At 67.9% G+C, this 23,566-nt stretch carries 26 protein-coding genes; 17 read left to right on the top strand and 9 right to left on the bottom strand.

All coding sequences use genetic code 11. From position 1 onward, the window contains the following. Positions 1 to 46 precede the first annotated feature (46 nt). The 3 genes from ON43_RS19665 to ON43_RS19655 all read right to left on the bottom strand — a co-directional run bounded on the left by ON43_RS19665 (position 47) and on the right by ON43_RS19655 (position 2,145). Positions 47 to 931 (bottom strand): aldo/keto reductase, encoded by an 885-nt coding sequence (locus tag ON43_RS19665; RefSeq protein WP_040809520.1) that lies wholly within the window; start codon positions 929 to 931, stop codon positions 47 to 49. Positions 932 to 1,046: 115 nt separating this feature from the next. Next, a complete protein-coding gene (locus tag ON43_RS19660; RefSeq protein ID WP_040809519.1) occupies positions 1,047 to 1,673 on the bottom strand; it encodes an alpha-ketoglutarate-dependent dioxygenase AlkB in 627 nt (208 codons plus the stop codon). A 46-nt stretch (positions 1,674 to 1,719) separates the two neighbouring features. Further along, the gene (locus ON43_RS19655) at positions 1,720 to 2,145 is read right to left on the bottom strand and encodes a DUF2871 domain-containing protein (protein WP_040809543.1); all 426 of its coding nucleotides are present in this window, start codon (positions 2,143 to 2,145) and stop codon (positions 1,720 to 1,722) included. A gap of 121 nt (positions 2,146 to 2,266) precedes the next feature. Between ON43_RS19655 and ON43_RS19650 the strand changes: the two genes are divergently transcribed. Beyond that, positions 2,267 to 2,887 (top strand): TetR/AcrR family transcriptional regulator, encoded by a 621-nt coding sequence (locus tag ON43_RS19650; protein ID WP_040809518.1) that lies wholly within the window; start codon positions 2,267 to 2,269, stop codon positions 2,885 to 2,887. Position 2,888: 1 nt separating this feature from the next. Here ON43_RS19650 and ON43_RS19645 read toward each other — a convergent pair whose 3' ends face one another. The 3 genes from ON43_RS19645 to ON43_RS44920 are packed head-to-tail and all read right to left on the bottom strand — an operon-like array spanning position 2,889 to position 4,714. Next, complete coding sequence (locus ON43_RS19645) at positions 2,889 to 3,773, bottom strand: alpha/beta fold hydrolase (RefSeq protein WP_040809517.1); 885 nt, start codon at positions 3,771 to 3,773, stop codon at positions 2,889 to 2,891. 45 nt (positions 3,774 to 3,818) lie between these two features. Next, the gene (locus ON43_RS19640; protein WP_051178721.1) at positions 3,819 to 4,529 is read right to left on the bottom strand and encodes an alpha/beta fold hydrolase; all 711 of its coding nucleotides are present in this window, start codon (positions 4,527 to 4,529) and stop codon (positions 3,819 to 3,821) included. Further along, positions 4,529 to 4,714, bottom strand: coding sequence for a hypothetical protein (locus tag ON43_RS44920; protein WP_051178719.1), 186 nt, complete (start codon positions 4,712 to 4,714; stop codon positions 4,529 to 4,531). Before ON43_RS44920 ends, ON43_RS19640 begins: the two co-directional genes overlap by 1 nt. Before the next feature lie 107 nt (positions 4,715 to 4,821). Here ON43_RS44920 and ON43_RS19635 point away from each other — a divergent pair, with 107 nt between their 5' ends. After that, on the top strand, positions 4,822 to 5,427 hold the full coding sequence (locus tag ON43_RS19635; RefSeq protein WP_040809516.1) for a TetR/AcrR family transcriptional regulator: 606 nt from the start codon (positions 4,822 to 4,824) through the stop codon (positions 5,425 to 5,427). Here the strand turns inward: ON43_RS19635 and ON43_RS19630 are convergent. From ON43_RS19630 to ON43_RS19620, 3 genes are all read right to left on the bottom strand, one after another. Then, positions 5,424 to 6,314, bottom strand: coding sequence for an alpha/beta fold hydrolase (locus ON43_RS19630; protein WP_051178717.1), 891 nt, complete (start codon positions 6,312 to 6,314; stop codon positions 5,424 to 5,426). The genes ON43_RS19635 and ON43_RS19630 overlap by 4 nt on opposite strands. Before the next feature lie 24 nt (positions 6,315 to 6,338). Further along, positions 6,339 to 7,400, bottom strand: a complete 1,062-nt coding sequence (locus tag ON43_RS19625; RefSeq protein WP_051178715.1) for a mechanosensitive ion channel family protein — start codon at positions 7,398 to 7,400, stop codon at positions 6,339 to 6,341. Positions 7,401 to 7,527: 127 nt separating this feature from the next. Continuing rightward, the gene (locus ON43_RS19620; RefSeq protein ID WP_083913540.1) at positions 7,528 to 8,979 is read right to left on the bottom strand and encodes an APC family permease; all 1,452 of its coding nucleotides are present in this window, start codon (positions 8,977 to 8,979) and stop codon (positions 7,528 to 7,530) included. A 99-nt stretch (positions 8,980 to 9,078) separates the two neighbouring features. Between ON43_RS19620 and ON43_RS19615 the strand changes: the two genes are divergently transcribed. From ON43_RS19615 to rpoZ, 15 genes are all read left to right on the top strand, one after another. Continuing rightward, positions 9,079 to 10,287, top strand: coding sequence for an ROK family transcriptional regulator (locus tag ON43_RS19615; protein WP_040809514.1), 1,209 nt, complete (start codon positions 9,079 to 9,081; stop codon positions 10,285 to 10,287). A 73-nt stretch (positions 10,288 to 10,360) separates the two neighbouring features. Continuing rightward, entirely contained in the window at positions 10,361 to 10,591 is a 231-nt protein-coding gene (locus ON43_RS19610) for a hypothetical protein (protein ID WP_040809513.1), read from the top strand. Positions 10,592 to 10,846: 255 nt separating this feature from the next. Next, positions 10,847 to 11,482, top strand: a complete 636-nt coding sequence (gene pyrR / locus ON43_RS19605) for a bifunctional pyr operon transcriptional regulator/uracil phosphoribosyltransferase PyrR (RefSeq protein WP_040809512.1) — start codon at positions 10,847 to 10,849, stop codon at positions 11,480 to 11,482. Next, a complete protein-coding gene (locus tag ON43_RS19600) occupies positions 11,479 to 12,444 on the top strand; it encodes an aspartate carbamoyltransferase catalytic subunit (RefSeq protein WP_040809511.1) in 966 nt (321 codons plus the stop codon). Before pyrR ends, ON43_RS19600 begins: the two co-directional genes overlap by 4 nt. 70 nt (positions 12,445 to 12,514) lie before the next feature. After that, entirely contained in the window at positions 12,515 to 13,807 is a 1,293-nt protein-coding gene (locus ON43_RS19595) for a dihydroorotase (RefSeq protein ID WP_040809510.1), read from the top strand. Positions 13,808 to 13,836: 29 nt separating this feature from the next. Next, complete coding sequence (locus ON43_RS19590; RefSeq protein ID WP_040809509.1) at positions 13,837 to 14,337, top strand: PH-like domain-containing protein; 501 nt, start codon at positions 13,837 to 13,839, stop codon at positions 14,335 to 14,337. Next, positions 14,334 to 15,452, top strand: coding sequence for a glutamine-hydrolyzing carbamoyl-phosphate synthase small subunit (carA, locus tag ON43_RS19585; RefSeq protein ID WP_040809508.1), 1,119 nt, complete (start codon positions 14,334 to 14,336; stop codon positions 15,450 to 15,452). Before ON43_RS19590 ends, carA begins: the two co-directional genes overlap by 4 nt. Beyond that, entirely contained in the window at positions 15,452 to 18,757 is a 3,306-nt protein-coding gene (gene carB, locus ON43_RS19580) for a carbamoyl-phosphate synthase large subunit (protein ID WP_040809507.1), read from the top strand. Before carA ends, carB begins: the two co-directional genes overlap by 1 nt. Continuing rightward, positions 18,754 to 19,578, top strand: a complete 825-nt coding sequence (gene pyrF / locus ON43_RS19575) for an orotidine-5'-phosphate decarboxylase (protein ID WP_040809506.1) — start codon at positions 18,754 to 18,756, stop codon at positions 19,576 to 19,578. The genes carB and pyrF overlap by 4 nt, the downstream gene beginning before the upstream one ends. A gap of 101 nt (positions 19,579 to 19,679) precedes the next feature. Next, complete coding sequence (locus ON43_RS19570) at positions 19,680 to 20,534, top strand: patatin-like phospholipase family protein (protein WP_083913538.1); 855 nt, start codon at positions 19,680 to 19,682, stop codon at positions 20,532 to 20,534. Between the two features lie 52 nt (positions 20,535 to 20,586). Further along, positions 20,587 to 21,216: a LysE family translocator gene (locus tag ON43_RS19565; protein ID WP_040809505.1), complete on the top strand. Its 630-nt coding sequence runs from the start codon at positions 20,587 to 20,589 to the stop codon at positions 21,214 to 21,216. Positions 21,217 to 21,278: 62 nt separating this feature from the next. After that, complete coding sequence (locus tag ON43_RS19560; protein WP_051178712.1) at positions 21,279 to 21,707, top strand: VOC family protein; 429 nt, start codon at positions 21,279 to 21,281, stop codon at positions 21,705 to 21,707. Between the two features lie 590 nt (positions 21,708 to 22,297). After that, positions 22,298 to 22,621 carry an integration host factor, actinobacterial type gene (mihF, locus tag ON43_RS19555; protein WP_033086940.1) on the top strand — a complete coding sequence of 108 codons (324 nt, stop codon included), beginning with the start codon at positions 22,298 to 22,300 and terminating at the stop codon, positions 22,619 to 22,621. A gap of 7 nt (positions 22,622 to 22,628) precedes the next feature. Continuing rightward, a complete protein-coding gene (gene gmk / locus ON43_RS19550; RefSeq protein WP_040809504.1) occupies positions 22,629 to 23,213 on the top strand; it encodes a guanylate kinase in 585 nt (194 codons plus the stop codon). Between the two features lie 73 nt (positions 23,214 to 23,286). After that, the gene (gene rpoZ, locus ON43_RS19545; protein ID WP_033086942.1) at positions 23,287 to 23,565 is read left to right on the top strand and encodes a DNA-directed RNA polymerase subunit omega; all 279 of its coding nucleotides are present in this window, start codon (positions 23,287 to 23,289) and stop codon (positions 23,563 to 23,565) included. The last annotated feature ends 1 nt before the right edge of the window (position 23,566 follow it).

Below are 23,566 nucleotides of genomic sequence, written 5' to 3'. Positions count from 1 at the left end.
CCCGAACGGGTCCCGGACTTCGCCCGCCGCCCCTGACCCGCCCGGATCAGGCGTTCGCGGGAACCGCGGTGAGCGCGGACAACCGCTCGAACTGGTCCTGGGTCAGCGATACCGCACCCGCGGCGATGTTCTCCTCGAGGTGCGCGATCGAGGTGGTTCCTGGAATCGGGAGCAGGGTGGGGGAGCGGTGCAGCAGCCAGGCCAGTGACACCTGTGCCCGGGTGGCCCCGACCTCGGCCGCCACCTCGGCGAGCGGGCCGTCCACCTCGGCGTGCGCGCCCCCGGCCACCGGGAAGAACGGAATGAACGCGATCCCGTGCGCCGCAGCGTAATCCACGACATCCTCGTGGTGGCGATCGCCGAGATTGTAGAGATTCTGCACGCTCGCGATGGGCGCGATCTCGGCCGCCTCCCGCAACTGCTCGACCGTCGCCTCCGACAGCCCGATATGGCGCGCCTTGCCCTCCTCGACCAGTCGCGCCAACGCGCCGATCTGATCGGCGAGCGGGTAGTTCGGGTCGATCCGATGCAGCTGCAACAGGTCGATGCGGTCGAGTTTCAGCCTGCGCAAACCCAATTCGGCCTGCTGGCGCAGATAGTCCGGATGCCCGAGCGGCACCCATTCGGTCGGCGAGGGCCGCAGCACGCCGATCTTGGTCGCGACCACCACATCCTCGCGATAGGGATGCAGCGCCTCCGCGACCAGCTCCTCGTTCTCACCCAGTCCGTACGAATCCGCGGTGTCGATGAGGTTTGCCCCCAATTCGACCGCCCGCCGCAGTACCGCCACGGCCGCCGCCCGATCCGCCGGCGCCCGCCAGATGTGTCCCATGCCCGGTTCGAAACCGGGTTCCGGCGCTGCCGCCAAACGCATGGTGCCGTAACCGATCCGGTTGACCGGAAGATCGCCGCCCATCTGGAATTCCGTCATCGTTCCTCGACTCCCTCGTGCGTCGTGCCGTTACGGGGCGAATGAACCGCAACTCCCGGGGATTCATTCCGGGCTCGGCACGGGGGATCGGCTTGCGGCGTCCGGGACCCCTCGGTTACCGGACGCCGTGTGGGCGGAACTGAATACTGATCCGCGGCCCGACCGGTCGCTTCGTCTTGGGAATCGCATGCTCCCAAGTTCTTTGGCACGACCCGCCCATCACGATGAGATCCCCGTGCCCGAGCGGATACCGCACACTCGCCCCGCCGCCGCGCGGCCGCAGCAACAACGCGCGCGCCGCACCGACCGACACGATCGCCACCATGGTGTCGTCGGTCGCCCCGCGCCCGAACGTATCCCCGTGCCAGGCAACGCTGTCGTTGCCGTCGCGGTAGTAGCACAGCCCGGAGGTGGTGAACGGCTCCCCGAGCTCCTCGGAGTAATACGCGCTCAACGCATCCCGCGCCTCACCCAGCACCGGATCCGGTAGCTCCTGCCCCTCCTCGTAGAAGCACAGCAGCCGAGGCACATCCACCACCCGGTCGTACATGGCCCGCCGATCCGCCCGCCACGGCACCTCCGCCGCCAGCCGTTCGAACAACTCATCCGCCCCGCTCAACCACCCCGGCAGCACATCGATCCATGCGCCGTCCCCGAGTTCGGTGCGCCGGATCCCTTCCAGCGCCCCGACCCCGACCTCCCCGAACCCATCGAGCAGTGATCCCTGCAATGGCGTCGACATGCGCACGAACCTACCACAAGATCGAACATGTGTTCGGATATTTCGGCTAGACCCGGACCGGCTCTGGCTGACGGGCCGTCACCGAGCGATGCAGACAGACGAAGAAGAGGGTGAATCCGATGGTCATGAGGATGTGGGCGCCGCCGGAGAGGTGGGCGAACAGGTCACTTTCGGTGCGGCCCTGCACGGTTCGCATGCCGATCGCGGTCATGCAGGCCACCACCCACAGCAGGCCCACGTTGAAGGTCCAGAAGAACCAGGCGAACAGTTGCTGGGAGGAAAGCGTGAACTGTTTTTCCAGGACCAGGACTATCAGGAAGAACAGCGTGCCGAGCGCCAGCAGGTGGGTGTGAACGACCGCGAGTTCGGTCTTCCCGGTGAAGTCGTGGGACTTCGTGTACTCGCGATAGAACAGGCCGGACAGCAGTCCGAGCAGGGTGTAAAGGGTCGCCGCGTAGTAGAGCTGCTTCATCACGAGCATCACGATAGAACAAAAGACCATTTAATGGAACAGTGTTCTAGTTACTAGTCCGATGATCGTGTGCGCGGTACGCTGATCCGGTTGCGGGTGGGTCGTCGGCAGGAGGAAATGGATGTCAGCGGAGCAAGTGGTCCGGTTGCGTGATCGGCGTGAGCAACTGACGCTGCGGACCATCCTGACCACCGCACGACGACTGTTCGCCGAAAGTGGATACGCGGGGACATCGATTCGGCAGATCGCGCGTGAGGCCGGGGTGGCGCCGCAGACGATCTACTCGCACTTCGGCTCGAAGGCCGGTGTGCTGCGGGGACTGATCGACCTGCTCGAAGAGGAGGCCGGGCTGATCGACCTGCGGGCCGAGGCCCAGCGCCTCGACGACCCCATGGCGTTGATTCGCATGCTGGCCAAGGGAAGTCGGCAGACCCGCGAGCGGTGCGGTGACATCCTCACCCTGCTGCATGCGGGTGTCGGCATCGACACCGATCTTGCCGACGCGTGGGCAGACGCCATGCGCCGCAACCGTGTTGAAATCGACGCGATCATCGTGCAGATCCGGGATACCGGCAGAAAACTCGACGCCAATGCCACCGACGTCGCGGTCGCGTTGATGACCGACGGCGTCTATCACAGCCTGGTCGGCGAGGCCGGTTGGACGCCCGCGGCGTACGAGCGGTGGCTCACGGACACGCTCGCACGCCTGCTACTGGGCTCCGAGCCGGCAGTCGGCCGATAGGTCAGGCGCGGACCTGATCGTGTTGCTTCACGAAGTCCAGGAACCGGGGGATCACCTTTTCCGGTATGGCCCATAGCATTTCGTGGCCCACACCGGGGTAGATGTCGACCACCGCGCTCGGAATCAGTTCGCGAACACGCTGTGCGCCGACCTCCGGATCATTGGCGACCGTGGTGGCTCCGAAAAGCACCATCAGCGGCGCGGTAACCGCGGTGAGCTGCTCATCGGTGAGCGGTCGTTCCCAAGGCATGGCCATGCGGAACCTGATGGCACTCATGGCCAATTCCCACTGCTGCTCGGTGAGCTCGACTCCCGGCGTGAGCCACTGCAGGAGCTTGGCCATCCGCTTGCGTGTGGGCACCATGCCGCCGATGAGGAACTTGAACAGGACACTCCACCGCGGTTTGGTGAAGGTCGCGCCACCCGGTTCGAGCATGGTCACACTGGCCAGCCGCTCGGAGTGATGCACGCCGACCAGCAGCGAAAGCCATGAGCCGACCGAGTATCCGGCGAGGTGCACACGCTGGGCGTCCAAGCCGTCGAACACCTCGAGCAGCCAGGCGACGATGTCGGCCTCGTCGCGCAGGGGAGCGGTCTGCTCGCTGCGCCCGGCCCAGCCGAGCGGATCGACCGTGTACACGACGCGGTCTCGCGACAGTTCCTCGATGACCGATTCCCAGAACAATCCATTGCCCGGCATGCCCGGTAGCAGCACGATGGGCGTGTCGGACCCGGACCCGGATTTGCGTACCCGCGTGGTTCCGTACGACGTCTCGAGATCGAAATCGGTTGACGGCACCGGCCATTGCGCGGCCATGGCGTCATAGGCCCGCAGGTACCTCGCCTCGGCCTTGGCGCTGATGAAACGTCCGATCTTGGCGGCCATTCGGCCTCCCCTTCCTCGTTGAAGCTTCGGTCTGTGACGGCGGGTTCACTTGGCGTGCGGGGCGTCCACGGGATCGTGCAGGGTTGCGAAACCCAGGATCCGGTCGAGGACTGCATCCTTGTCGCGCCCCTGGAACAGCAACCCGTGTGTCGCGCCGGGATAGATCTCCACCTCGCAATGCGGAATCTGCTGTCGCGCACGGGCCGCGGCGGCCTCGGGGTCGCCGAGCACCGACTCGGCACCGTAGATGAGCAGGGTGGGTGCGGTGATCGCCTGCAGTTCTTCGTCTTTCAGCCGCTGCGGCCACGGCGAGCGCGTCTTGTAGCCGAGTCCGGCCTTCGCGCAGGCCATTTCCTCCTCGACCGGGACATTGCCGGGCATCAGCCATTCGGCCGCCTTGCGCATGTTCTTCACCGACGGCGGAATGGCGTAGCGAATCATCTTGAACAGCACGCCCCACGGCGTCTTACCGACCGCCCCGCCCGGCTCGACCAACAGCAGGCTCGCGATCCGCTTCGATCCGTCGACCGCCGCCATGAACGCCCGCCACGCGCCATCGGAATAGCCCATGACGTGCACGTGCGGCAGCTCCAGCGCCGCGAGTGTCTCGTCCAGCCAGGCCGCGTAATCGGCCCGGCCGGTGATCGGCGCGGTCTGCACGCTCAGTCCCGGCCCGCCGATGATGTCGAGCGCGTACACGGTCCGCTCGGCGGCCAGTCGTTCGATGATCGGATACCAGACCGCCCCATTGCCCATCACCGGCGGATCAGTACCAGCGGAGCCCCCGCGCCGCTGCCGCATTTTCGGACATGTGTTGTCCCGTAAGCAGTTTCGACGTCGAACTCGGTGGCCGGAACCGTCCACAGTTTCGACAGTGACGCATAGGCCCGCAGGTAGGCGTCCCGTGCCGCCTCGCTCTTCCATTGCCCGATCTTGGCCATCGCGCCTCCCCGTTCATCATCGTTGATGGTATGAACGTACCATAAAAATGGTATGGGCGTACCATCAAAAACTTCGCACCCCCGGGAGTCACAGGAGAGCTGGTCACATGCCGCGTTTGGTCGATCACGAGCAGCGGCGGCAGGAAATCACCACCGCCGCACGCAAGGTCATCGCCACCGGTGGGCTCGACGCCGCCACATTCCAGGCAGTCGCCGCCGAGGCGGGGATCTCGGTGCGGCTGATCCAGTACTACTTCGGGACGAAGCGGGATCTGATGCTGGCGACGCATCGGGCGGTGGTTGAGGACTGGGGGAAGGGATTCGCGGCGGCGCTCGGCGGATTGGGGCCTGATGCCACGCCGCGGGAGGTGATTCGAGCGGTATCCATCGGGCTGATTCCACTGGACGATGTTCGGCACCAGGACAATCTGGTATTCGCGGCGTTTCACGCGGCGAATCTGACCGGGAACACCGTCACCTCGGAGGAGATGATGGGCGCGCCACGGTATCTGATCACCAGCTTCACCGAGCAGCTACGGCGCGAACGGCCGGATGAATCCGATGCGCGCGCAACAGAACTCGATGCGGAGCTGATCGTGCTCGCGGTGACCGGGGTCAGTCAGGCGGTGCTGGCCGGTGGCGCCACCCGGGAGCGGGCGGTCGAGTTGCTCGACCACATGCTCGACCGGGTGTTCGCACCGGAGCGGCGTTAGGACTGCTGCTCGCCGACCTGGGCGCGCACGAAATCGACCACCGCGTCGGTGAATTCGTCATTGGCGTCGCTGGCGGCGGTGTGGGCCGCCGTACCGATCTCGGCGTAGTCGGCGTGCGGCACCAGGGCCCGGAAGGCCGCGACGCCCTCATCGCTGACCACATCGGAGAGCGCGCCGCGCACCAACAGCACCGGAATCTCCAGCTGCCGGGCCGCGTTCTCCAGCAGCTCGGTGTGCACATCGATCGCCTCGCCGCGCCCGTCGCGCGGCCCCGCCATCATGGCCGGATCCCAGTGCCAGTACCAGCGGCCGTCGGCGCGCTGACGCAGATTGCGCTGCAGCCCTTCGGGATTGCGCGGCCGACGGCGGTGGGGGAGATACGCGGCGACGGCGTCGGCGGCCTCCTCGAGGCTGGCGAAACCCTCGGGATTGCTGCTGAGGAAATTGATGACGCGCTCGACGCCCTTGCGCTCCGGCCGCGGCACCACGTCCACCAGCACCAGGCCCGTAATGCGTTCGCGCTCAGCGTGTGTGGTGGCCAGAAGCCCGGTGAGACCGCCCATGCTGGCGCCGACGATGAACGCGGGCTTGTCGAGTTCGCGCAGCACCGCCATCAGGTCCTCGACCATGGCCTCGCGGCGGTAATTGCCGTCGGGATCCCATTCGCTGTCGCCGTGCCCGCGCGCGTCGAGGAGGACCGCGTGCATCCCGGCCTTGGCCAGGGCCAGCCCGGAGTCCTTCCAGGATCCGCGGGTCTGCCCGCCGCCGTGCAGGAACACCACCAGCGGGCCGTCGGCGGGTCCCCAGCTGTCCCCGGCGATCCTCAGCCCGCCGTGCCCGGTGAAGCTCACCCGGGCGGGTTCGGTGAATTCAGCGTCATTGCTCACCCCTCGAGCATCGCACACCTCGGTTTACGGTGTATGAAGACCGGCCGGTAGCAAGAATCGCGGGTCGTCGGTGGGGGAGAAGGCCAGGGTGCGCACCGGGTAGGGGATGGTGATGCCTTCCTCGCGGTAGCGCCGGTGTAGGGCCTTGATGAATTCGCTGATCAGCAGGTACTGGTCCTCGTATTGCCGGGTGCGCAGCACGACCCGGAACTCGATGCCGGAATCGCCGAAGGTGTGGAACCGCACGCGCGGATCCGCGCCGGCGAAACCCTCGTCGAGTTCCTTCATGACCTCGCGCGCCACCTCCAGGGTGACCGCCTCGACGTGTTCGAGGTCGCTGTCGTAGCCGGTGGAGACCTCGACCATGACCGCCATGTCCTGTTCGGGGCGGTGGAAGTTGGTCAGGATCGCGTCGGCGAACTTGCGATTGGGCACGATGATGAAGTTGCCCGGAATGTCCTGGATAGTGGTGGTCCGCCAGTTCACGTCGTGGACCCAGCCCGCCTCGCCGGTATCGAGCTTCACGAAATCGCCGGGATTCACCGTCTTGGATGCCAGGATGTGCACGCCCGCAAAGAGATTCGCGAGGGTGCCCTCCAGTGCGAGGGCGATGGCCAGGGCGCCGATGCCCAACGCGCCGAGCAGGGGCGTGATCTGCAGGCCCACCGAGTCGAGGGTGATCAGCACGCCCAGCGCGAACACCACGACCCGGGTGATCGTGGTGAACAGACTGACCGACCCCGAGATGCCGGTGATCCGCTTCGCCACCGTGGTCACCACCTCGGCCGCCAGCCGGGCCACCGCGTAGGTGATGGCCAGCATGAAAGCCGCTTCGAGAATCTGATGAACCGCACGGGGGGAGAACGGCAGCCCGGTGGGCAGCGTCAGCGCGATGAGCAGGCCGGTCAGCGAGGCGAGCGGCACCGCGAGATCGCGGGCCAGGCCGAAGGCCATGCGGTGCACGGCCAGATTACGCGCCGAGGTCTTGGCGGCGATCCGGTCGACCAGGCGGCGGGCGGCGATGCCGACCAGCGGGCCGAGCACGGCGAACCCGATGGCCAGGGCCCAGATCAGCGACTTGTTCATCCGAGATTCCTCCCAGCAACGGTGGTGGGGTGGAACGCCAGCAGGCAACTCACGGATCATAGCGAGCCCGCTACCAGCACGAACGCGGACCCGGACGGAGATCCGGGTCCGCGTGCGGGGTCGGCGGTCAGGCCGCGGGGGTGGGTTCCGGGTCGAGGTATTCCTCGCGAATCTGCTTGGGGCCGAAGGGCCAGATCTTCTCGACCCGGGCCCAGAGCAGGAAGGCGACGATGCCCAGCGCGGTCCAGGCCAGGGACCATTCGATCGGGTGGACGCCGGGATTCGCCTTGTCCGCATAGCCGTAGATGACCGCCCAGCCGATGCCCGCGACCACCGCGGGCAGCGGATAGAGCAGCATCTTGTAGGGGCGCGCGAGGTTCGGTTGGCGGCGGCGCAGCACGGCCAGCGCGGCGATCTGCGCGAACGCCTGGACGATCACCATGACCGTGGTCAGCAGCGAAATCAGCACGGCCAGTGGCGGATGCGTGGCCGAGGTTCCGACATGCCGGGCGAAGACGAACCCGGCCGCGGTGATCGCGCCCATCACGATCAGGCCCAGCATCGGGAATTCGTGCTTGGGATGCAGGCGTGCGAAGGACCGGAAGAAGACGCCGTCGCGGGCCGCGTCGAAGGGGACGCGCGAGCCGCCGAGCAGTCCGGCGAACACCGATGCGAAGGCGGTGATGAGGATCAGCACCGTCACCACATCGGCCGCGCCCTTGCCGATGGTCTTCTCGAGCACCGCCGAGGCCACCGATTGCGAGGCGACATTGCTCGAGTCGAGCATGTCGTGCCAGTCGATGACGCCGAGCACGCCGATCTGCATGCCGAGGTAGATCACCATGACCGCGAGCACGGCGTAGATGATCGAGCGGGGGAGCACGCGGCCCGGATCCTTCACCTCCGCACCGATGTACGCGGTGGTGTTGTAGCCCAGGTAGTCGTAGATGCCGATGGTCAGGCCGGAGGCGAAGCCCAGCCAGAAGCTGCCGCGCCCGAAATCGATGGCGTGATCGGGCCAGGTGAAGGCCATGCTCGGGTGGAAGTGCGTGAAGGACGCCAGGATCACCGCGGCCACGGAGACGATCATGACCGCCCACATCACCACGGTGATGCGGCCGATGGAATCGATGCGCCGCCACAGCAGAAGCAGCACCAGCGCCACCACCGCGAGCCCGACGATATCGCCCTGCCCGGTGGTCATGGACGGCCACAGGTAGGTCAGGTACTGCACCAGTCCCTGCACGCCGGTCGACATGATCAGCGGAATGAAAAGTATTGCGGTCCAGACGAACAGGAACGGCATGAGCCGCCCGCTGCGGTACTGGAACGCCTCGCGCAGGTACACGTAGGTGCCGCCCGCGCCGGGCATGGCCGCGCCGAGTTCGGCCCAGATGAGCCCGTCGGCCAGGGCCAGCACCGCGCCGGCGACGAAGCCGATGACGGCGTGCGGACCGCCGAAGGCCGCGACCATGAGCGGGATGGTGACGAAGGGTCCGATGCCGACCATCTGGCTCATATTGATGGTCGTGGCCTGGAACAGGCCGATTCTTCGGGGAAGTGTGCGGGGGCCGGTCATGGCTGCCTCCGTGTCGCGCTGGGGCGTAAGGGTTTTGTAAAGTTAAATTCCTTTACTATCTGAGTCAAGTGGTGCGGCCGATTGTTTACAGTCGGATCGATGACGGATCGGGATCGGAGTGCGATGGACGAACTCCCTTGGAACAGGCAGCGTTTGCGCAGCAACAATGAATGGCTGCTGCTCGAGCAACTGCGCACCGCCGGGCCCAGCTCGCGCGCCCAGCTGGCCCGCGACACCGGGCTGTCCAAGCCGACCGTGTCGAGCGCCCTTGCCACACTGCAACAGCACGGGTTGGTGCGCGAGATGGGGACCGTCGTGCCCGAACGCGGGCGCACCGCGGTCGTGTACGAACCCGACCCGACCGCGGGCTATGTCCTCGGCATCGACGTCGGCCGCGCCTTCCTGCGTACCGCCGTGGCCGACCTATCCGGAAAAGTGCTGTCCCGCACCGACATTCCGAATCGCGCCCGGACGGCCACCGCCCTCGCGCAGACCGCCGCGGAAGCGGTCCGCGAGACCCTCGCCGACGCCGATGTCTCCGTCGATCGCGTCGTCCACACCGTCCTCGGCAGCCCCGGCGTGTTCGACCCGCAGGACGGCCGCATGCACTACGCCGTCAACCTCCCCGGCTGGGGTCGCGCGGGCCTGCTCGACGAACTCCGCGATGCCCTCGGCGTCTCGGACCTGTCCGTCCACAACGACGCCAACCTGGCCGCCCTCGGCGAATACGCCCACGGCGGCGGCCGCGGCAGCCGCCTGTTCGTCTACGTCCTGATCGGCACCGGCCTGGGCGTCGGAATCGTCTCCCACGGCGAGCTTTTCACCGGCGCGCACGGCGCGGCAGGCGAAGTCGGCTTCCTCCCCGCGGCTTTCGGTGACCCGGCCGCCGGAGCCTCCCGCCGCGGCGCCCTCGAAGAGGCCGTCACCGCCGACGCCGTCGTCCGCGCCGCCCGCGACCGAGGCATGACCGGCCGCCTCACCGCCAAGCGCGTCTTCGACGCCGCCCGCGCGGGTGACCCCCTCGCAACCGCGGTCGTCCGTCAAGAGGGCGAACGAATCGCCTTGGTGGTAGCCGCCGTCACCGCCGTCCTCGACCCGGACGTCATCGTCGTAGGCGGCGGCCTCGGCCGCAGCGCCGACCTCCTCCTCGACCAAGTCCGCGCCGCCCTCCAACGCACCACCCCCCTCCGCCCAACCGTCCGCCCCAGTGAAGTGGGCGACGACGCCGTCCTCCTCGGCGCAATCGCCACCGCCCTCCGCACTGCCCGGCCCCAAGTCTTCGACCGCCGAACCCCGAACACTCAATGACGTTTGGTTATTTTTCGGCAATTCGGGAACTGCTGGCGATGCCACATCACTGCGATTCAAAGGAGGAGATCTCATGCGATTCGCCAAGACGGGTGCCGCGGCCGCGATCCTGGTAGGTGTACTGACGGCCGGAGCCGGTGCCGCGCACGCCGACCAAACCATCACGGTGACCGCCGACCTACTGGGCTGTGCGGCACGAGCCGATATCGACGTCTCCGGGCTCAACGCCGTCGAGCCCGGGAGCTCGGTGACGATTTCCGACGGGCTGGCGGCTCAGCTGCGTCAGCACGGTTGCCTGCCCTGACCGGCGCGGCGACAGGTGCGCGCGGCCGCTGTGGCGTGAACCGTGCCACAGCGGCCGCGAGGCCGTATTGCTGTGGACTTGCTGGTGAATCGGGGTGCGGCGGGTTCCGGCAGGTCGGGGGCGGTGGGACGGTCGCGCATCGGGCTGGGTTGCGGAGGGGGTGCGGGGTCGGGGGCCGGTCGGCGCGCTGGTAGGGTTGCCGCTCGAAAGACATCCTTTAACGGACCGTCCCGTGAGGCGGGGAAGGAGGTCGGCATGGCTGTGCCCGAAGACCGGGCGGCCAAGTCGGGCGCTGGTGAGTTCTCGCAGCGGCACGACCCGGACCGGGTCGAGACCGGACGCGAGCTGCTTTCCGATTCGGATGTCGGCCGGACGATCGCGCGTATGGCGCACCAGATCATCGAGAAGACGGCCCTGGACTCCGGTGACCCGGCCGTTGCCCGCGTGGTGCTGATCGGAATCCCCACCCGCGGAACCACTCTCGCCCATCGCCTGGCGGGCCGGATCGAGGAATTCTCCGGCGTGCGCCCCGCGATCGGCTCCCTGGACATCACCCTCTACCGCGACGATCTGCGCTCCAAGCCGCATCGTCCGCTCGAGCGCACCTCGGTGCCCGAGGGCGGGATCGAGGACGCGCTGGTGGTGCTGGTCGACGATGTCCTGTTCTCCGGCCGCACCGTCCGCTCGGCACTGGACGGGCTGCGCGATCTGGGCCGCCCGCGCGCGGTGCAGCTCGCCGTGCTCATCGATCGCGGCCATCGCGAACTCCCCATCCGCGCCGACTATGTCGGCAAGAACGTTCCCACCGCCCGCACCGAGGACATCTCGGTACTGCTGCGCGAGCACGACGGCCGCGACGGCGTGTACCTGCGTCAGGAGAGTGACAAGTGAAGCATCTGCTGTCGGTCACCGACCTGGACCGCGAGGCCGCCACCGGTTTGCTGGACGAGGCCGAGCGCTTCGAGCAGGCGCTGCTGGGCCGCGAGGTCAAGAAGCTGCCGACGCTGCGCGGACGCACGGTCATGACCGTGTTCTTCGAGAACTCCACCCGCACCCGCGTCTCCTTCGAGGTGGCGGGCAAGTGGATGAGCGCCGACGTCATCAATGTGAGCGCGTCGAGTTCCTCTGTATCCAAGGGCGAGTCGCTGCGCGACACCGCGCTGACCCTGCACGCGGCGGGCGCGGACGCGCTCATCGTGCGGCACCCGGCCTCGGGCGCCGCCCATCAGATCGCGCGCTGGTTCGCCGAAATGGACGAGGCCGCAAGCGGTTACGCCGGTCCCGGACCCGCGATCATCAATGCCGGTGACGGCATGCACGAGCACCCCACCCAGGCGCTGCTGGACGCGCTGACCCTGCGTCAGCGCCTCGGCGACCTGGAGGGCAAGCGGGTCGTGCTGGTCGGCGACATCCTGCACAGCCGGGTGGCGCGCTCGAATGCGTTCCTGCTCAAAACCCTTGGCGCCGAAGTGGTCCTGGTCGCGCCGCGAACCCTGCTGCCGGTCGGCGTCGAGGCCTGGCCGGTGCGGATCTCCGATTCCCTGGACGCCGAGCTGCCGGGCGCGGACGCGGTCATGATGCTGCGCGTGCAGGCCGAGCGCATGAACGGCGGCTTCTTCCCGTCGGCGCGCGAGTACTCGATCCGCTACGGGCTCAACGAGCGCCGCATGAAGATGCTCGACGAGAACGCGGTGGTCCTGCACCCGGGTCCGATGCTGCGCGGCATGGAAATCGGCTACACGGTCGCGGATTCCCCGCAGGCGGCCGTGCTGCAGCAGGTCAACAACGGGGTTCATATGCGCATGGCGGTGCTGTTCCGCCTGCTGGTCGGAACCGACGAGGTGGTCGCGTGATCGGGTCAGGCCCGGAGGCGGCAGCCTGCGTAACCACGGAGGGGCCCCGAGCGCGCGGAGAGGAGACAGCATGAGCGTCCTGATCAAGAATGTCCGTCTGTACGGCGAAGGCGACCCCGTCGACGTGCTGCTCGCCGATGGCGAGATCCGCGAGATCGGCGCGGGCCTGCAGGCCGACGACGCCGAAATCGTCGACGGCACCGGCCAATTCCTGCTGCCGGGCTTCATCGACCTGCACACTCACCTGCGCGAGCCGGGCCGCGAGGACACCGAGACCATCGAAACCGGTTCCGCCGCAGCGGCTCTGGGCGGCTACACCGGCGTGTTCGCCATGGCCAACACCAGCCCGGTCGCCGACAACGCGGTCATCACCGACCACGTGTGGAAGCGCGGCCAGGAGGTCGGCCTGGTCGACGTGTACCCGGTCGGCGCGGTCACCGTGGGCCTCGAGGGCAAGCAGCTCGCCGAAATGGGCACCATGGCAACCGGTCTCGGCCAGGTGCGCATGTTCTCCGATGACGGCATGTGCGTCTACGACCCGCTGATCATGCGCCGCGCGCTGGAGTACGCGAACTCGCTCGGCGTGCTCATCGCCCAGCACGCGGAGGAGCCGCGGCTGACCAAGGGCGCTGTCGCGCACGAGGGTCCGACCGCCTCGCGCCTGGGCCTGGCCGGGTGGCCGCGCGCCGCCGAGGAGTCCATCGTGGCCCGCGACGCGCTGCTGGCCCGCGACGCCGGCGCCCGCGTGCACATCTGCCATGCCTCCACCGCGGGCACCGTCGAACTGCTGAAATGGGCCAAGGCCCAGGGCATTTCGATCACCGCCGAGGTCACCCCGCACCACCTGCTGCTCGACGACTCGCGCCTCGAGACCTACGACGCGGTCAACCGGGTGAACCCGCCGCTGCGCGAATCCTCCGACGTGGCCGCGCTGCGCCAGGCTCTGGCCGAGGGCGTCATCGACTGTGTGGCCACCGACCACGCCCCGCACGCCGACCAGGACAAGTGCTGCGAATTCGCGGCCGCCCGTCCCGGCATGCTCGGCCTGGAGACCGCGCTGTCGATCATCGTGGAGACCATGGTCGAGCCGGGCCTGCTCGACTGGCGCGGCGTCGCCAAGGTCATGAGCGAGAACCCGGCCCGGATCGTGGGCCTGGACGATCAGGGCCGACCCCTCGCGGTCGGCGAACCCGCCAACCTGGCGCTGATCGACCCGGCCGCCGAATGGACGGTCGAGGCCAAGGAATTGGCGTCGATCGCCCGCAACACGCCGTACCAGGCGATGACCCTGCCCGCGAAGGTGACCGCCACCTTCCTGCGCGGCCGGGCCACCGTCCGGGACGGCAAGATCGTCGCCGGTTAGCGGCGGGTGGGGAACCGAGGAGGACCGTAATGGAGCGCACGCTGCAAGTGGTGGTGTTGCTGGCGCTGTTCGCCGGATGCCTGGGGCTCATGTACTGGGCCTGGACCGGTAGGGCCAAGAAGCAGGCGAACGCGATCGGCGAGTTGCCGCCGATTCCGGCCGACTGCGGCGCGCAGCTGCTGGAGCCCACCACGGGGCTCTACCTCGGCAGCACCCTCGCCCCCAGTTGGATTCAGCGAATCACGGTGGGCGACCTGGGTTTCCGCGCCACGGCGGAACTCACTCGATTCGAGCGCGGCATCCTGCTGGAACGGGATGGCGCGGCGACGATCTGGATTCCCCAGGAATCCATCACCGCGGTGCGCGCCGAGCGCGGGCACGCGGGCAAAGTTATGACCGAAGACGGTGTGCTGGTGATTCGCTGGACATTGCCGACCGGGACCGAGGTGGATACCGGTTTCCGCGGCGATGACAAGGACGTTTACCCAGCATGGACCGGAGCAGCTACGAAGACGGGAGACGAGGCATGAGCAGCGGCGATACCGCAGTGATGGTGCTCGAGGACGGCCGCGTGTTCCGCGGGACGACCTTCGGCGCCGTCGGACAGACTTTGGGTGAGGCGGTGTTCTGCACCGCCATGACCGGGTACCAGGAGACCCTGACCGACCCCAGCTACGACCGCCAGATCGTGGTGGCCACCGCGCCCCAGATCGGCAATACCGGCTGGAACGACGAGGATGACGAGTCCGGCAAGATCTGGGTCGCCGGTTACGCCGTGCGCGACCCCGCGCGCCGCGCCTCCAACTGGCGCTCGAACCGCACCCTGCAGGCCGAGCTGGAGAACCAGAACGTGGTCGGCATCTCGGGCATCGATACCCGGGCCCTGGTGCGGCACTTGCGCACTCGCGGTTCCATGAAGGCCGGCATCTTCTCCGGCGAGTCCCTGGCCGACTACGAGGAGATGCTCGCCCGGGTCAACGGCCAGCCCTCCATGCTGGGCGCGGACCTGGCCGGTGAGGTCTCCACCGACGAGATGTACACCATCGACCCGGTCGGCGAGCACCGCTTCACCGTGGTCGCGGTCGACCTGGGCATCAAGTCCAACACCCCGCGCATGTTCGCCCAGCGCGGCATGCGGGTGCACGTGGTCCCGTCCAACGTGACCTTCGACCAGATCAAGGAACTCAACCCCAACGGTGTGTTCCTGTCGAACGGCCCGGGCGACCCGGCCACCCAGGACGCCATGGTGGCCCTGACCCAGCAGGTGCTGGGCGAGGACATCCCGCTGTTCGGCATCTGCTTCGGCAACCAGATCCTGGGCCGCGCCTTCGGGCGCAACACCTACAAGATGAAGTTCGGCCACCGCGGCATCAACGTGCCGGTCGTCGAACATCATTCGGGCCGCATCTCGATCACCGCCCAGAACCACGGCTTCGCCCTCGAGGGCGAGCGCGGCGAGGTGTTCGACACCCCCTTCGGCAAGGCCGAGGTCTCCCACGTCTGCGCCAACGACGGAGTCGTCGAGGGCGTGCAGCTGGTGAGCGGCCGCGCCTTCTCCGTGCAGTACCACCCCGAGGCCGCGGCGGGCCCCCACGACGCCGCCTACCTGTTCGACCGCTTTGCCATGCTGATGGAAGGAGCCTGATGCCACGCCGCACCGACCTCAACCACATCCTGGTGATCGGCTCGGGCCCGATCGTCATCGGCCAGGCTTGCGAGTTCGACTACTCGGGAACCCAGGCGTGTCGCGTCCTGCGGTCGGAGGGCCTGCGCGTGTCGCTGGTCAACTCCAACCCGGCGACCATCATGACCGACCCGGAGTTCGCCGACTCGACCTATGTCGAACCGATCACCTGGGAATTCGTCGAGAAGGTCATCGCCAAGGAGCGCCCCGACGCCATCCTCGCCACCCTGGGCGGGCAGACCGCGCTCAATTGCGCTGTCGCCCTGCACGAGAACGGCATCCTGGAGAAGTACGGCGTCGAGCTGATCGGCGCCGACTTCGAGGCCATCCAGCGCGGTGAGGACCGCCAGAAGTTCAAGGACATCGTCGCCAAGGTCGGCGGCGAGAGCGCCCGCTCCAAGGTCTGCTACACCATGGCAGAGGTCCGCGAAACCGTTGCCGAACTGGGCTTCCCGGTCGTCGTGCGCCCCTCGTTCACCATGGGCGGCCTGGGCTCGGGCATGGCCTACAACGACGAGGACCTCGACCGCATCGCCGGCGGCGGCCTGGCCGCCTCGCCCACCGCGAACGTGCTCATCGAGGAATCCATCCTGGGCTGGAAGGAATTCGAGCTCGAGCTCATGCGCGACGGCAAGGACAATGTCGTCATCGTCTGCTCGATCGAGAACGTGGACCCGATGGGCGTGCACACCGGTGACTCGGTCACCGTCGCCCCGGCCATGACCCTCACCGACCGCGAATACCAGAAGATGCGCGATCTGGGCATCGCCATCCTGCGCGAGGTCGGCGTCGACACCGGCGGCTGCAACATCCAGTTCGCGGTGGACCCGCGCGACGGCCGCCTGATCGTCATCGAGATGAACCCGCGTGTGTCGCGCTCGTCGGCATTGGCTTCCAAGGCAACGGGTTTCCCGATCGCCAAGATCGCCGCCAAGCTGGCCATCGGCTACACCCTCGACGAGATCCTCAACGACATCACCGGCGAGACCCCGGCCTGCTTCGAACCGACGCTCGACTATGTGGTCGTGAAGGCCCCGCGCTTCGCGTTCGAGAAGTTCCCGGGCGCCGACCCGACGCTGACCACCACCATGAAGTCGGTCGGCGAGGCGATGTCCATGGGCCGCAACTTCTCCGAGGCGCTGGGCAAGGTGCTGCGCTCGCTCGAGACCAAGGCCACCGGCTTCTGGACCCAGCCCGACGGTGAATGGACCGACGTGCAGGCCATTCTCGACGACCTCAAGGTGCCCACCGAGGGCCGCATCTACCAGGTGGAGCGCGCGCTGCGCCTGGGCGCGAGCATCGAGGACACCGCCGCCGCCTCCGGCATCGACCCCTGGTTCGTGGCCGAGGTCGCCGGGCTGGTGGAGCTGCGCCAGGAGATCCTGGACGCCCCCGTGCTGGACGAGCCGCTGCTGCGCAACGCCAAGCACTACGGCCTCTCGGATCGCCAGATCGCCGCGCTGCGACCGGAACTCGCGGGTGAGGGCGGCGTCCGCGAGCTGCGCCACCGGCTCAACATCCGCCCGGTGTTCAAGACCGTCGACACCTGCGCCGCCGAGTTCGAGGCCAAGACCCCGTACCACTACTCGGCCTACGAGCTGGATCCCGCCGCGGAATCCGAAGTGGCGCCGCAGAAGGAACGCGAGAAGGTCATCATTCTCGGCTCGGGTCCCAACCGCATCGGCCAGGGCATCGAGTTCGACTACTCGTGTGTCCATGCGGCACAGACGCTTTCGGAAGCCGGTTACGAGACCATCATGGTCAACTGCAACCCGGAGACCGTGTCGACCGACTACGACACCGCCGACCGCCTCTACTTCGAGCCGCTCACCTTCGAGGACGTGCTCGAGGTGTACCACGCCGAAACCGAGTCCGGCACCGTCGCGGGCGTCATCTGCCAGCTCGGCGGCCAGACCCCGCTGAGCCTCGCCCAGCGCCTGACCGACGCGGGCGTGCCCGTCGTCGGCACCTCGGCGGCGGCCATCGACCTGGCCGAGGACCGCGGCGAGTTCGGTGATGTCCTTGTGGCGGCTGGCCTTCCGGCCCCGAAGTACGGCACCGCCACCACGTTCCCGCAGGCGAAGAAGATCGCCAACGAGATCGGCTACCCGGTGCTGGTGCGCCCGTCCTACGTGCTGGGCGGCCGCGGCATGGAGATCGTCTACGACGAGAAGTCCCTGGAGGACTACATCTCCCGCGCCACCGAGATCACCCCGGACCACCCGGTGCTGGTCGACCGGTTCCTGGAGGACGCCATCGAGATCGACGTCGACGCCCTGTGCGACGGCGAGGAGGTCTACCTGGGCGGCGTCATGGAGCACATCGAGGAGGCCGGCATCCACTCCGGTGACTCGGCGTGCGCCCTGCCCCCGATCACGTTGGGCCGCAGCGATATCGAGGCCGTGCGCCGCTCCACCGCCGCGCTCGCCCAGGGCATCGGCGTCAAGGGCCTGCTGAACGTGCAGTACGCGCTCAAGGACGATGTGCTCTACGTCCTCGAGGCCAACCCGCGCGCCAGCCGCACCGTGCCGTTCGTGTCCAAGGCCACCGCGGTGCCGCTGGCCAAGGCCGCGGCGCGAATCGCGTTGGGCGCCACCATCGCCGAGCTGCGCAAGGAAGGCCTGCTCCCGGCCGAGGGCGACGGCGGCTACGCGCCGATCGACGCCCCCGTCGCGGTCAAGGAAGCCGTCCTGCCGTTCCACCGCTTCCGCCGCCCCGACGGCAGCGGCATCGATTCGCTGCTCTCACCGGAGATGAAGTCCACCGGCGAGGTCATGGGCATCGACGCCGACTTCGGCACCGCCTTCGCCAAGTCGCAGTCCGCCGCCTACGGTTCGCTGCCGACCGAGGGCACCGCCTTCGTGTCCATCGCCAACCGCGACAAGCGGGCCATGGTGTTCCCGGTCAAGCGCCTGCACGACCTGGGCTTCCGCATCCTCGCCACCGAGGGCACCGCGGAAATGCTGCGCCGCAACGGCATTCCGTGCGATCGGGTGCGCAAGCACTCCGACGACGCCACCGATCAGGCCAGCATCGTGGACATGATCAAGGACGGCGACGTCGACATCGTGTTCAACACCCCCTACGGCAACAACGGGCCGCGCGTGGACGGTTACGAGATCCGCACCGCTGCGGTGGGCGCGAACATCCCGTGCATCACCACCGTGCAGGGCGCGGCCGCGGCCGTGCAGGGCATCGAGGCCACCATTCGCGGTGGCATCGGGGTGCGGTCGTTGCAGGAACTCCACGCGGTGCTGCGCGGATGACCAGCTTCGGTGTGCGGCTGAAGGAGTCGATGCGTGAGCACGGCCCGCTGTGCGTGGGCATCGACCCGCATCCGCCGTTGCTGCGGGCCTGGGGCTTCAGCGAGGACGCCGCGGGCGTGGCGAAGTTCGCCGACGTCTGCGTGCGCGCCTTCGCAGGCCGGGTGGCGCTGGTCAAACCGCAGGTCGCGTTCTTCGAGACCTACGGCTCGGCCGGAATCCTGGTGCTGGAGGAGACGATTGCCGCGCTGCGGTCGGCGGGCACCCTGGTGCTGGCCGACGCCAAGCGCGGCGATATCGGCTCCACCATGGACGCCTACGCCCATGCCTGGCTCGGCGACGGGCCCCTGGGCACCGACGCGGTCACCGTCTCGCCGTACCTCGGATTCGGTGCGCTCGCACCGGCTCTGGAGCTGGCCAAGGCCAATGACCGCGGCGTGTTCGTGCTGGCCGCCACCTCCAACCCGGAGGCGGTGGAACTGCAGAACATCACCGGCCCCGACGGCCGCACCATCGCCCAGCGCATGGTCGACGACGCGGCCGCCGCCAACGCCGGACCCGAATTCGGTTCCGTCGGCGTGGTCATCGGCGCGACCCTGGACTCCGCGCCGAACCTGAGCCATCTCAACGGCCCGATCCTCATGCCCGGCGTCGGCGCGCAGGGCGGGGGAGCGGACTCCATCCGGAAACTGGTCCCCGAGAGCGATCTCGACGCGGTCCTGCCGAACGTCTCCCGCGAGGTGCTCAAGGCGGGCCCGACGGTCTCCGCACTGAAGGAGAAGGTGGCCGAACTGGCCGCCGAATTCGCCTTCCTGCAGCGCTGATTCACCGAACGACAGCCTCGCGGCACCGGACACTGTCCGGTGCCGCGAGCTTTTCGGAGGAAGCTTCTCCGCTTGCCGGTCTGCCCGGATACAGTGGCAGCATGTCTGCCGCGATGCCGCCCAATGGAATTCGTCATGCGCTGGTCCTCGGGGGAGGTGGCGCGGTCGGCCTGAGCTGGATGGCGGGCGTCGTCATCGGCCTGCGCGAGGCGGGGGTGGATCTGACGCTGGCCGAACGCATTGTCGGCACCTCGGCGGGCGCGGTCGTCGGCGCGGCGATCGCCGCCGAGGTCGATCTGAGCCTGCTGCTGCGCCGCCCGTCGGCGGACAATCCGGATGCCCCACCGATCAACTTCGACCCCAACGCCTTCGGCGAGATCATGGGCATCCTGGCCACCCCGGGCCTGGACGCGAACGAGGCCCGCCGCCGCGCCGGCGCCCGCGCTCTGGAAATGACCGCCGGTGTCGACCCCGCCGACCACATCGCCCGCATCGGCGGCTTCGTCGGCCACACCGATTGGCCCCGCCGCGATCTCCGGATCACCGCCTGCAGTGTCACCACCGGCGAACTCCAGGTCTGGACCCCGGACGGCAAGGCCACCCTCCCCGAGGCCCTCGCCGCCAGCACCTCGGTCCCCGGCGTCTTCCCGCCCATCCCGATCGACGGCACCCATTACATCGACGGCGGCATGCGCTCACCCATCAACGCCGACCTCGCTGCCGGCGCCGAACGCATCCTCATCATCGAACCGCTGGCCCACTTGTTCCCGCACAGCCCGTCCGACCGCGACCTGGGCGGCGCGGCAACGACTTTCATCGTCCCCGACGCGGGCGCGATCGCCGCCTACGGTCCGGATCTGTTCAACACCGCGGCCCTGCAGCCCGCCTACGAGGCGGGCTTCCGCCAGGGCAAGGAGGCCGCCGCGGCCGTGCGGGAGATCTGGCCGGCCGCCTGAACCGAGAACTCGGGTCTGACGAAGAGCCGGTGCGCCCGCGTAGGGTGGCCGGGTGCTGTCACTCACCGAAATTCTCACGCTGGCCGGGGTGATCGTCCTCGGCTCCATGTCACCCGGGCCGGATTTCCTGATCGTGCTGCGGAATTCGGTGGTCTCGGGCCGCCGCGCGGGCATCGCGTGTTCGAGTGGGATCGCGGCCGGGGTGTTCGTGTGGGCGCTGGTGACGGCGATCGGGGTGGCCGGGCTGCTGGCGGCCTCGGCCGAGGCGTACACGGTGGTGAAGCTGGTCGGCGCGATCTATCTGGCGTTCATCGGGATTCGCGCGCTGCTGGCCGCGCGGCGCGGGGACTACCGGCCCGATCCGGACGCGGCCGCGAACCGCCGCGGTGTGCTGGTCGCCTTCCGGCAGGGCCTGCTCACCAACCTGCTCAACCCCAAGTGCGCGGTGTTCTTCATCGCACTGGTCCCGCAGTTCCTGCCCGCGCACCCCTCCGCGCTGGGCACCCTCGAACTGGCCGTGGTGTGCACGGTCGCCAACCTGTGCTGGTTCATCACGCTGTCCGTCGGCGTGGGCATGCTGCGGAAGGTGTTCACCCGCAGCCGGGTCCGCCGCGCCCTCGACGCCGCCATGGGCACCTTCATGGTCGGGCTGGGCCTGCGAATCGCCATGGAGAGCAACTGATTCCACCCCGCCGCCGGGCGCTAGTCTGACGCAGACCGCTCGGTAGAAAGGTGGGATTTCTCATGTCCGACGCCGCCCTCGGCCTCGTCTCCTACGGCCAAACACGGGTTCTCGTGGACGATTTCGCGTCCAGCTATCGCTTCTATCGCGACGTGCTGGGACTGCCGCTCAAGCACGAAACGCCGGGGGACGTACCGGAATCCGATGACGGCCCCTACGCCTGCTTCAGCCTCGACGGACGCGATCTGGCGCTGTTCACGCGCGCCTATCAGGACGCGGCGATCGGGGCCGAGCACCGCCCGCGCGACGGCGTCGACGGCGTGGTCGTCGTGCTGCGCGTCACCGATGTCGACAAGGCCACGGCGGTCGTGCGCGAGCGCGGCGCGCAGATCGTCGCCGAGCCCGTCGATCAACCCGCGTGGGGGATGCGCGTCGCGCACCTGCGCGCGCCCGAAGGCACTCTGATCGAGTTCTGTCAGTACGACGACTGACCCTTCGCGTGTTCGCCCACCGCGAACAGATCGAACGCTTGTCCTGATCGCGCGTCTCACTGTCGCGCACCCTCGGGGGCCGTTACGGGTTGCGCGGCCCCCGTTTCGCGTCCCAGCGTGCGTGCCAGGGCCCGAAACAGGCCGTCCAGGCGCTGATCCGGGCCCGCACACCCTGTCCTACCTGCACCGGAACCATGTCGGAATTGTGTGTTTCACGACCGCTCCGACCACCCCGCGTGACGCGCGACACGCGGTACGGAATCGAACGACACGCCGAGAAATTCAAGAAAAATCCAGGTCGCGAGATTACAGCTCGGTCACGGTTTCATCCGGGGCCAGTCCGACCCTTGTGCGACCCTGTCAAGTTTCCGAAAAAGCCCTGGCTGCAAGGATATTCGTGGCCCCCGCGAGCGGATTCCCGCGGCCGCTTGCACACGGCTCACGGGCCCGCCCATCCGGCCCGGTCGCGCGCCGAATCACGCGCTGACCTGGGGGGTGGGTTCGCAATCGGCAAGCGTCGTGGGTACGGTCGCTGAGACCACCGGGTTACCGGAGGTAGATCAAGCAATGAACGATGAGACGGAGGAACCGTGGCCCTTCCCCAGCTGACTGACGAGCAGCGCGCCGCTGCTTTGGAGAAGGCGGCTGCCGCTCGCCGCGCTCGGGCGGAGCTCAAGGAGCGCTTGAAGCGTGGTGGCACCGATCTGAAGACGGTCCTTGCGGACGCCGAGAAGGACGAAGTCCTCGGCAAGATGAAGGTTTCGGCTCTGCTCGAGGCCCTGCCGAAGGTCGGCAAGGTCAAGGCGGCCGAGATCATGAGCGAACTGGAGATCGCTCCCACCCGCCGCCTGCGCGGACTGGGCGACCGGCAGCGTAAGGCGCTGCTTGCCCGGTTCGACTTCAGCGCCGAATAATCCGAGGGTGGTCGAACACACTCGGAAGGGTCGACTGGTAGTCCTGGTCGGCCCCTCGGCCGTCGGCAAGTCCACCGTCGTGCGCTGCGTGCGCGAACGACTGCCCGAATTGGTATTCAGTGTGTCGGCCACCACCCGGGCTCCGCGGCCCGGGGAGGTCGACGGCCAGGACTACCGATTCGTCACCCGCGAGAAGTTCGACGCCATGATCGAGGCGGGCGAACTGCTCGAATGGGCCGATATCCACGGTGGACTGCAGCGGTCGGGCACCCCGGCCGCACCCGTGCGGGAAGCGATCGCGACCGGACATCATGTCCTGATCGAGGTTGACCTCGAGGGCGCGCGCTCGATCCGCAAGACCATGCCGGAGGCCAAACTGGTCTTCCTGGCCCCGCCCAGCTGGGACGAGCTGGTGTCCCGCCTGACCTCACGCGGGACGGAATCGCCCGAGGTGATCGAGCGTCGGCTACAGACCGCTCGTACCGAATTGGCTGCATGTGACGAGTTCGACATCGTCATCGTGAACGACCACGTGACCAGCGCCTGCGAGCAGTTGGTATCGTTGTTCGTTAGCACAAATTCGGGATCCTAGGTTCCGAACGCCGACTCGTCTTGCAAGAGAGTCGGAATCCATCCTTCCGAACAACCCCGCAGGAGCCTTCCTAGTGAGTACGGACATCAAGACCGTTCCCGCCTACGACACTCCGGTCGGCCTCACCAACCCGCCGATCGACGAACTGCTGGAGCGGACTTCGTCCAAGTACGCGCTCGTCATCTACGCGGCCAAGCGCGCCCGGCAGATCAACGACTACTACAACCAGCTCGGCGACGGCATTCTCGAATACGTCGGTCCGCTGGTCGAGCCGGGTCTGCAGGAGAAGCCGCTGTCGGTGGCCATGCGCGAGATCCACGCCGACCTGCTCGAGCACTCCGAAGGCGAGTAAA

It is taken from the genome of Nocardia concava NBRC 100430, from assembly GCF_000308815.1.
Classification (GTDB): domain Bacteria; phylum Actinomycetota; class Actinomycetes; order Mycobacteriales; family Mycobacteriaceae; genus Nocardia; species Nocardia concava.
This window is presented reverse-complemented; position numbering and strand designations above follow the sequence as displayed.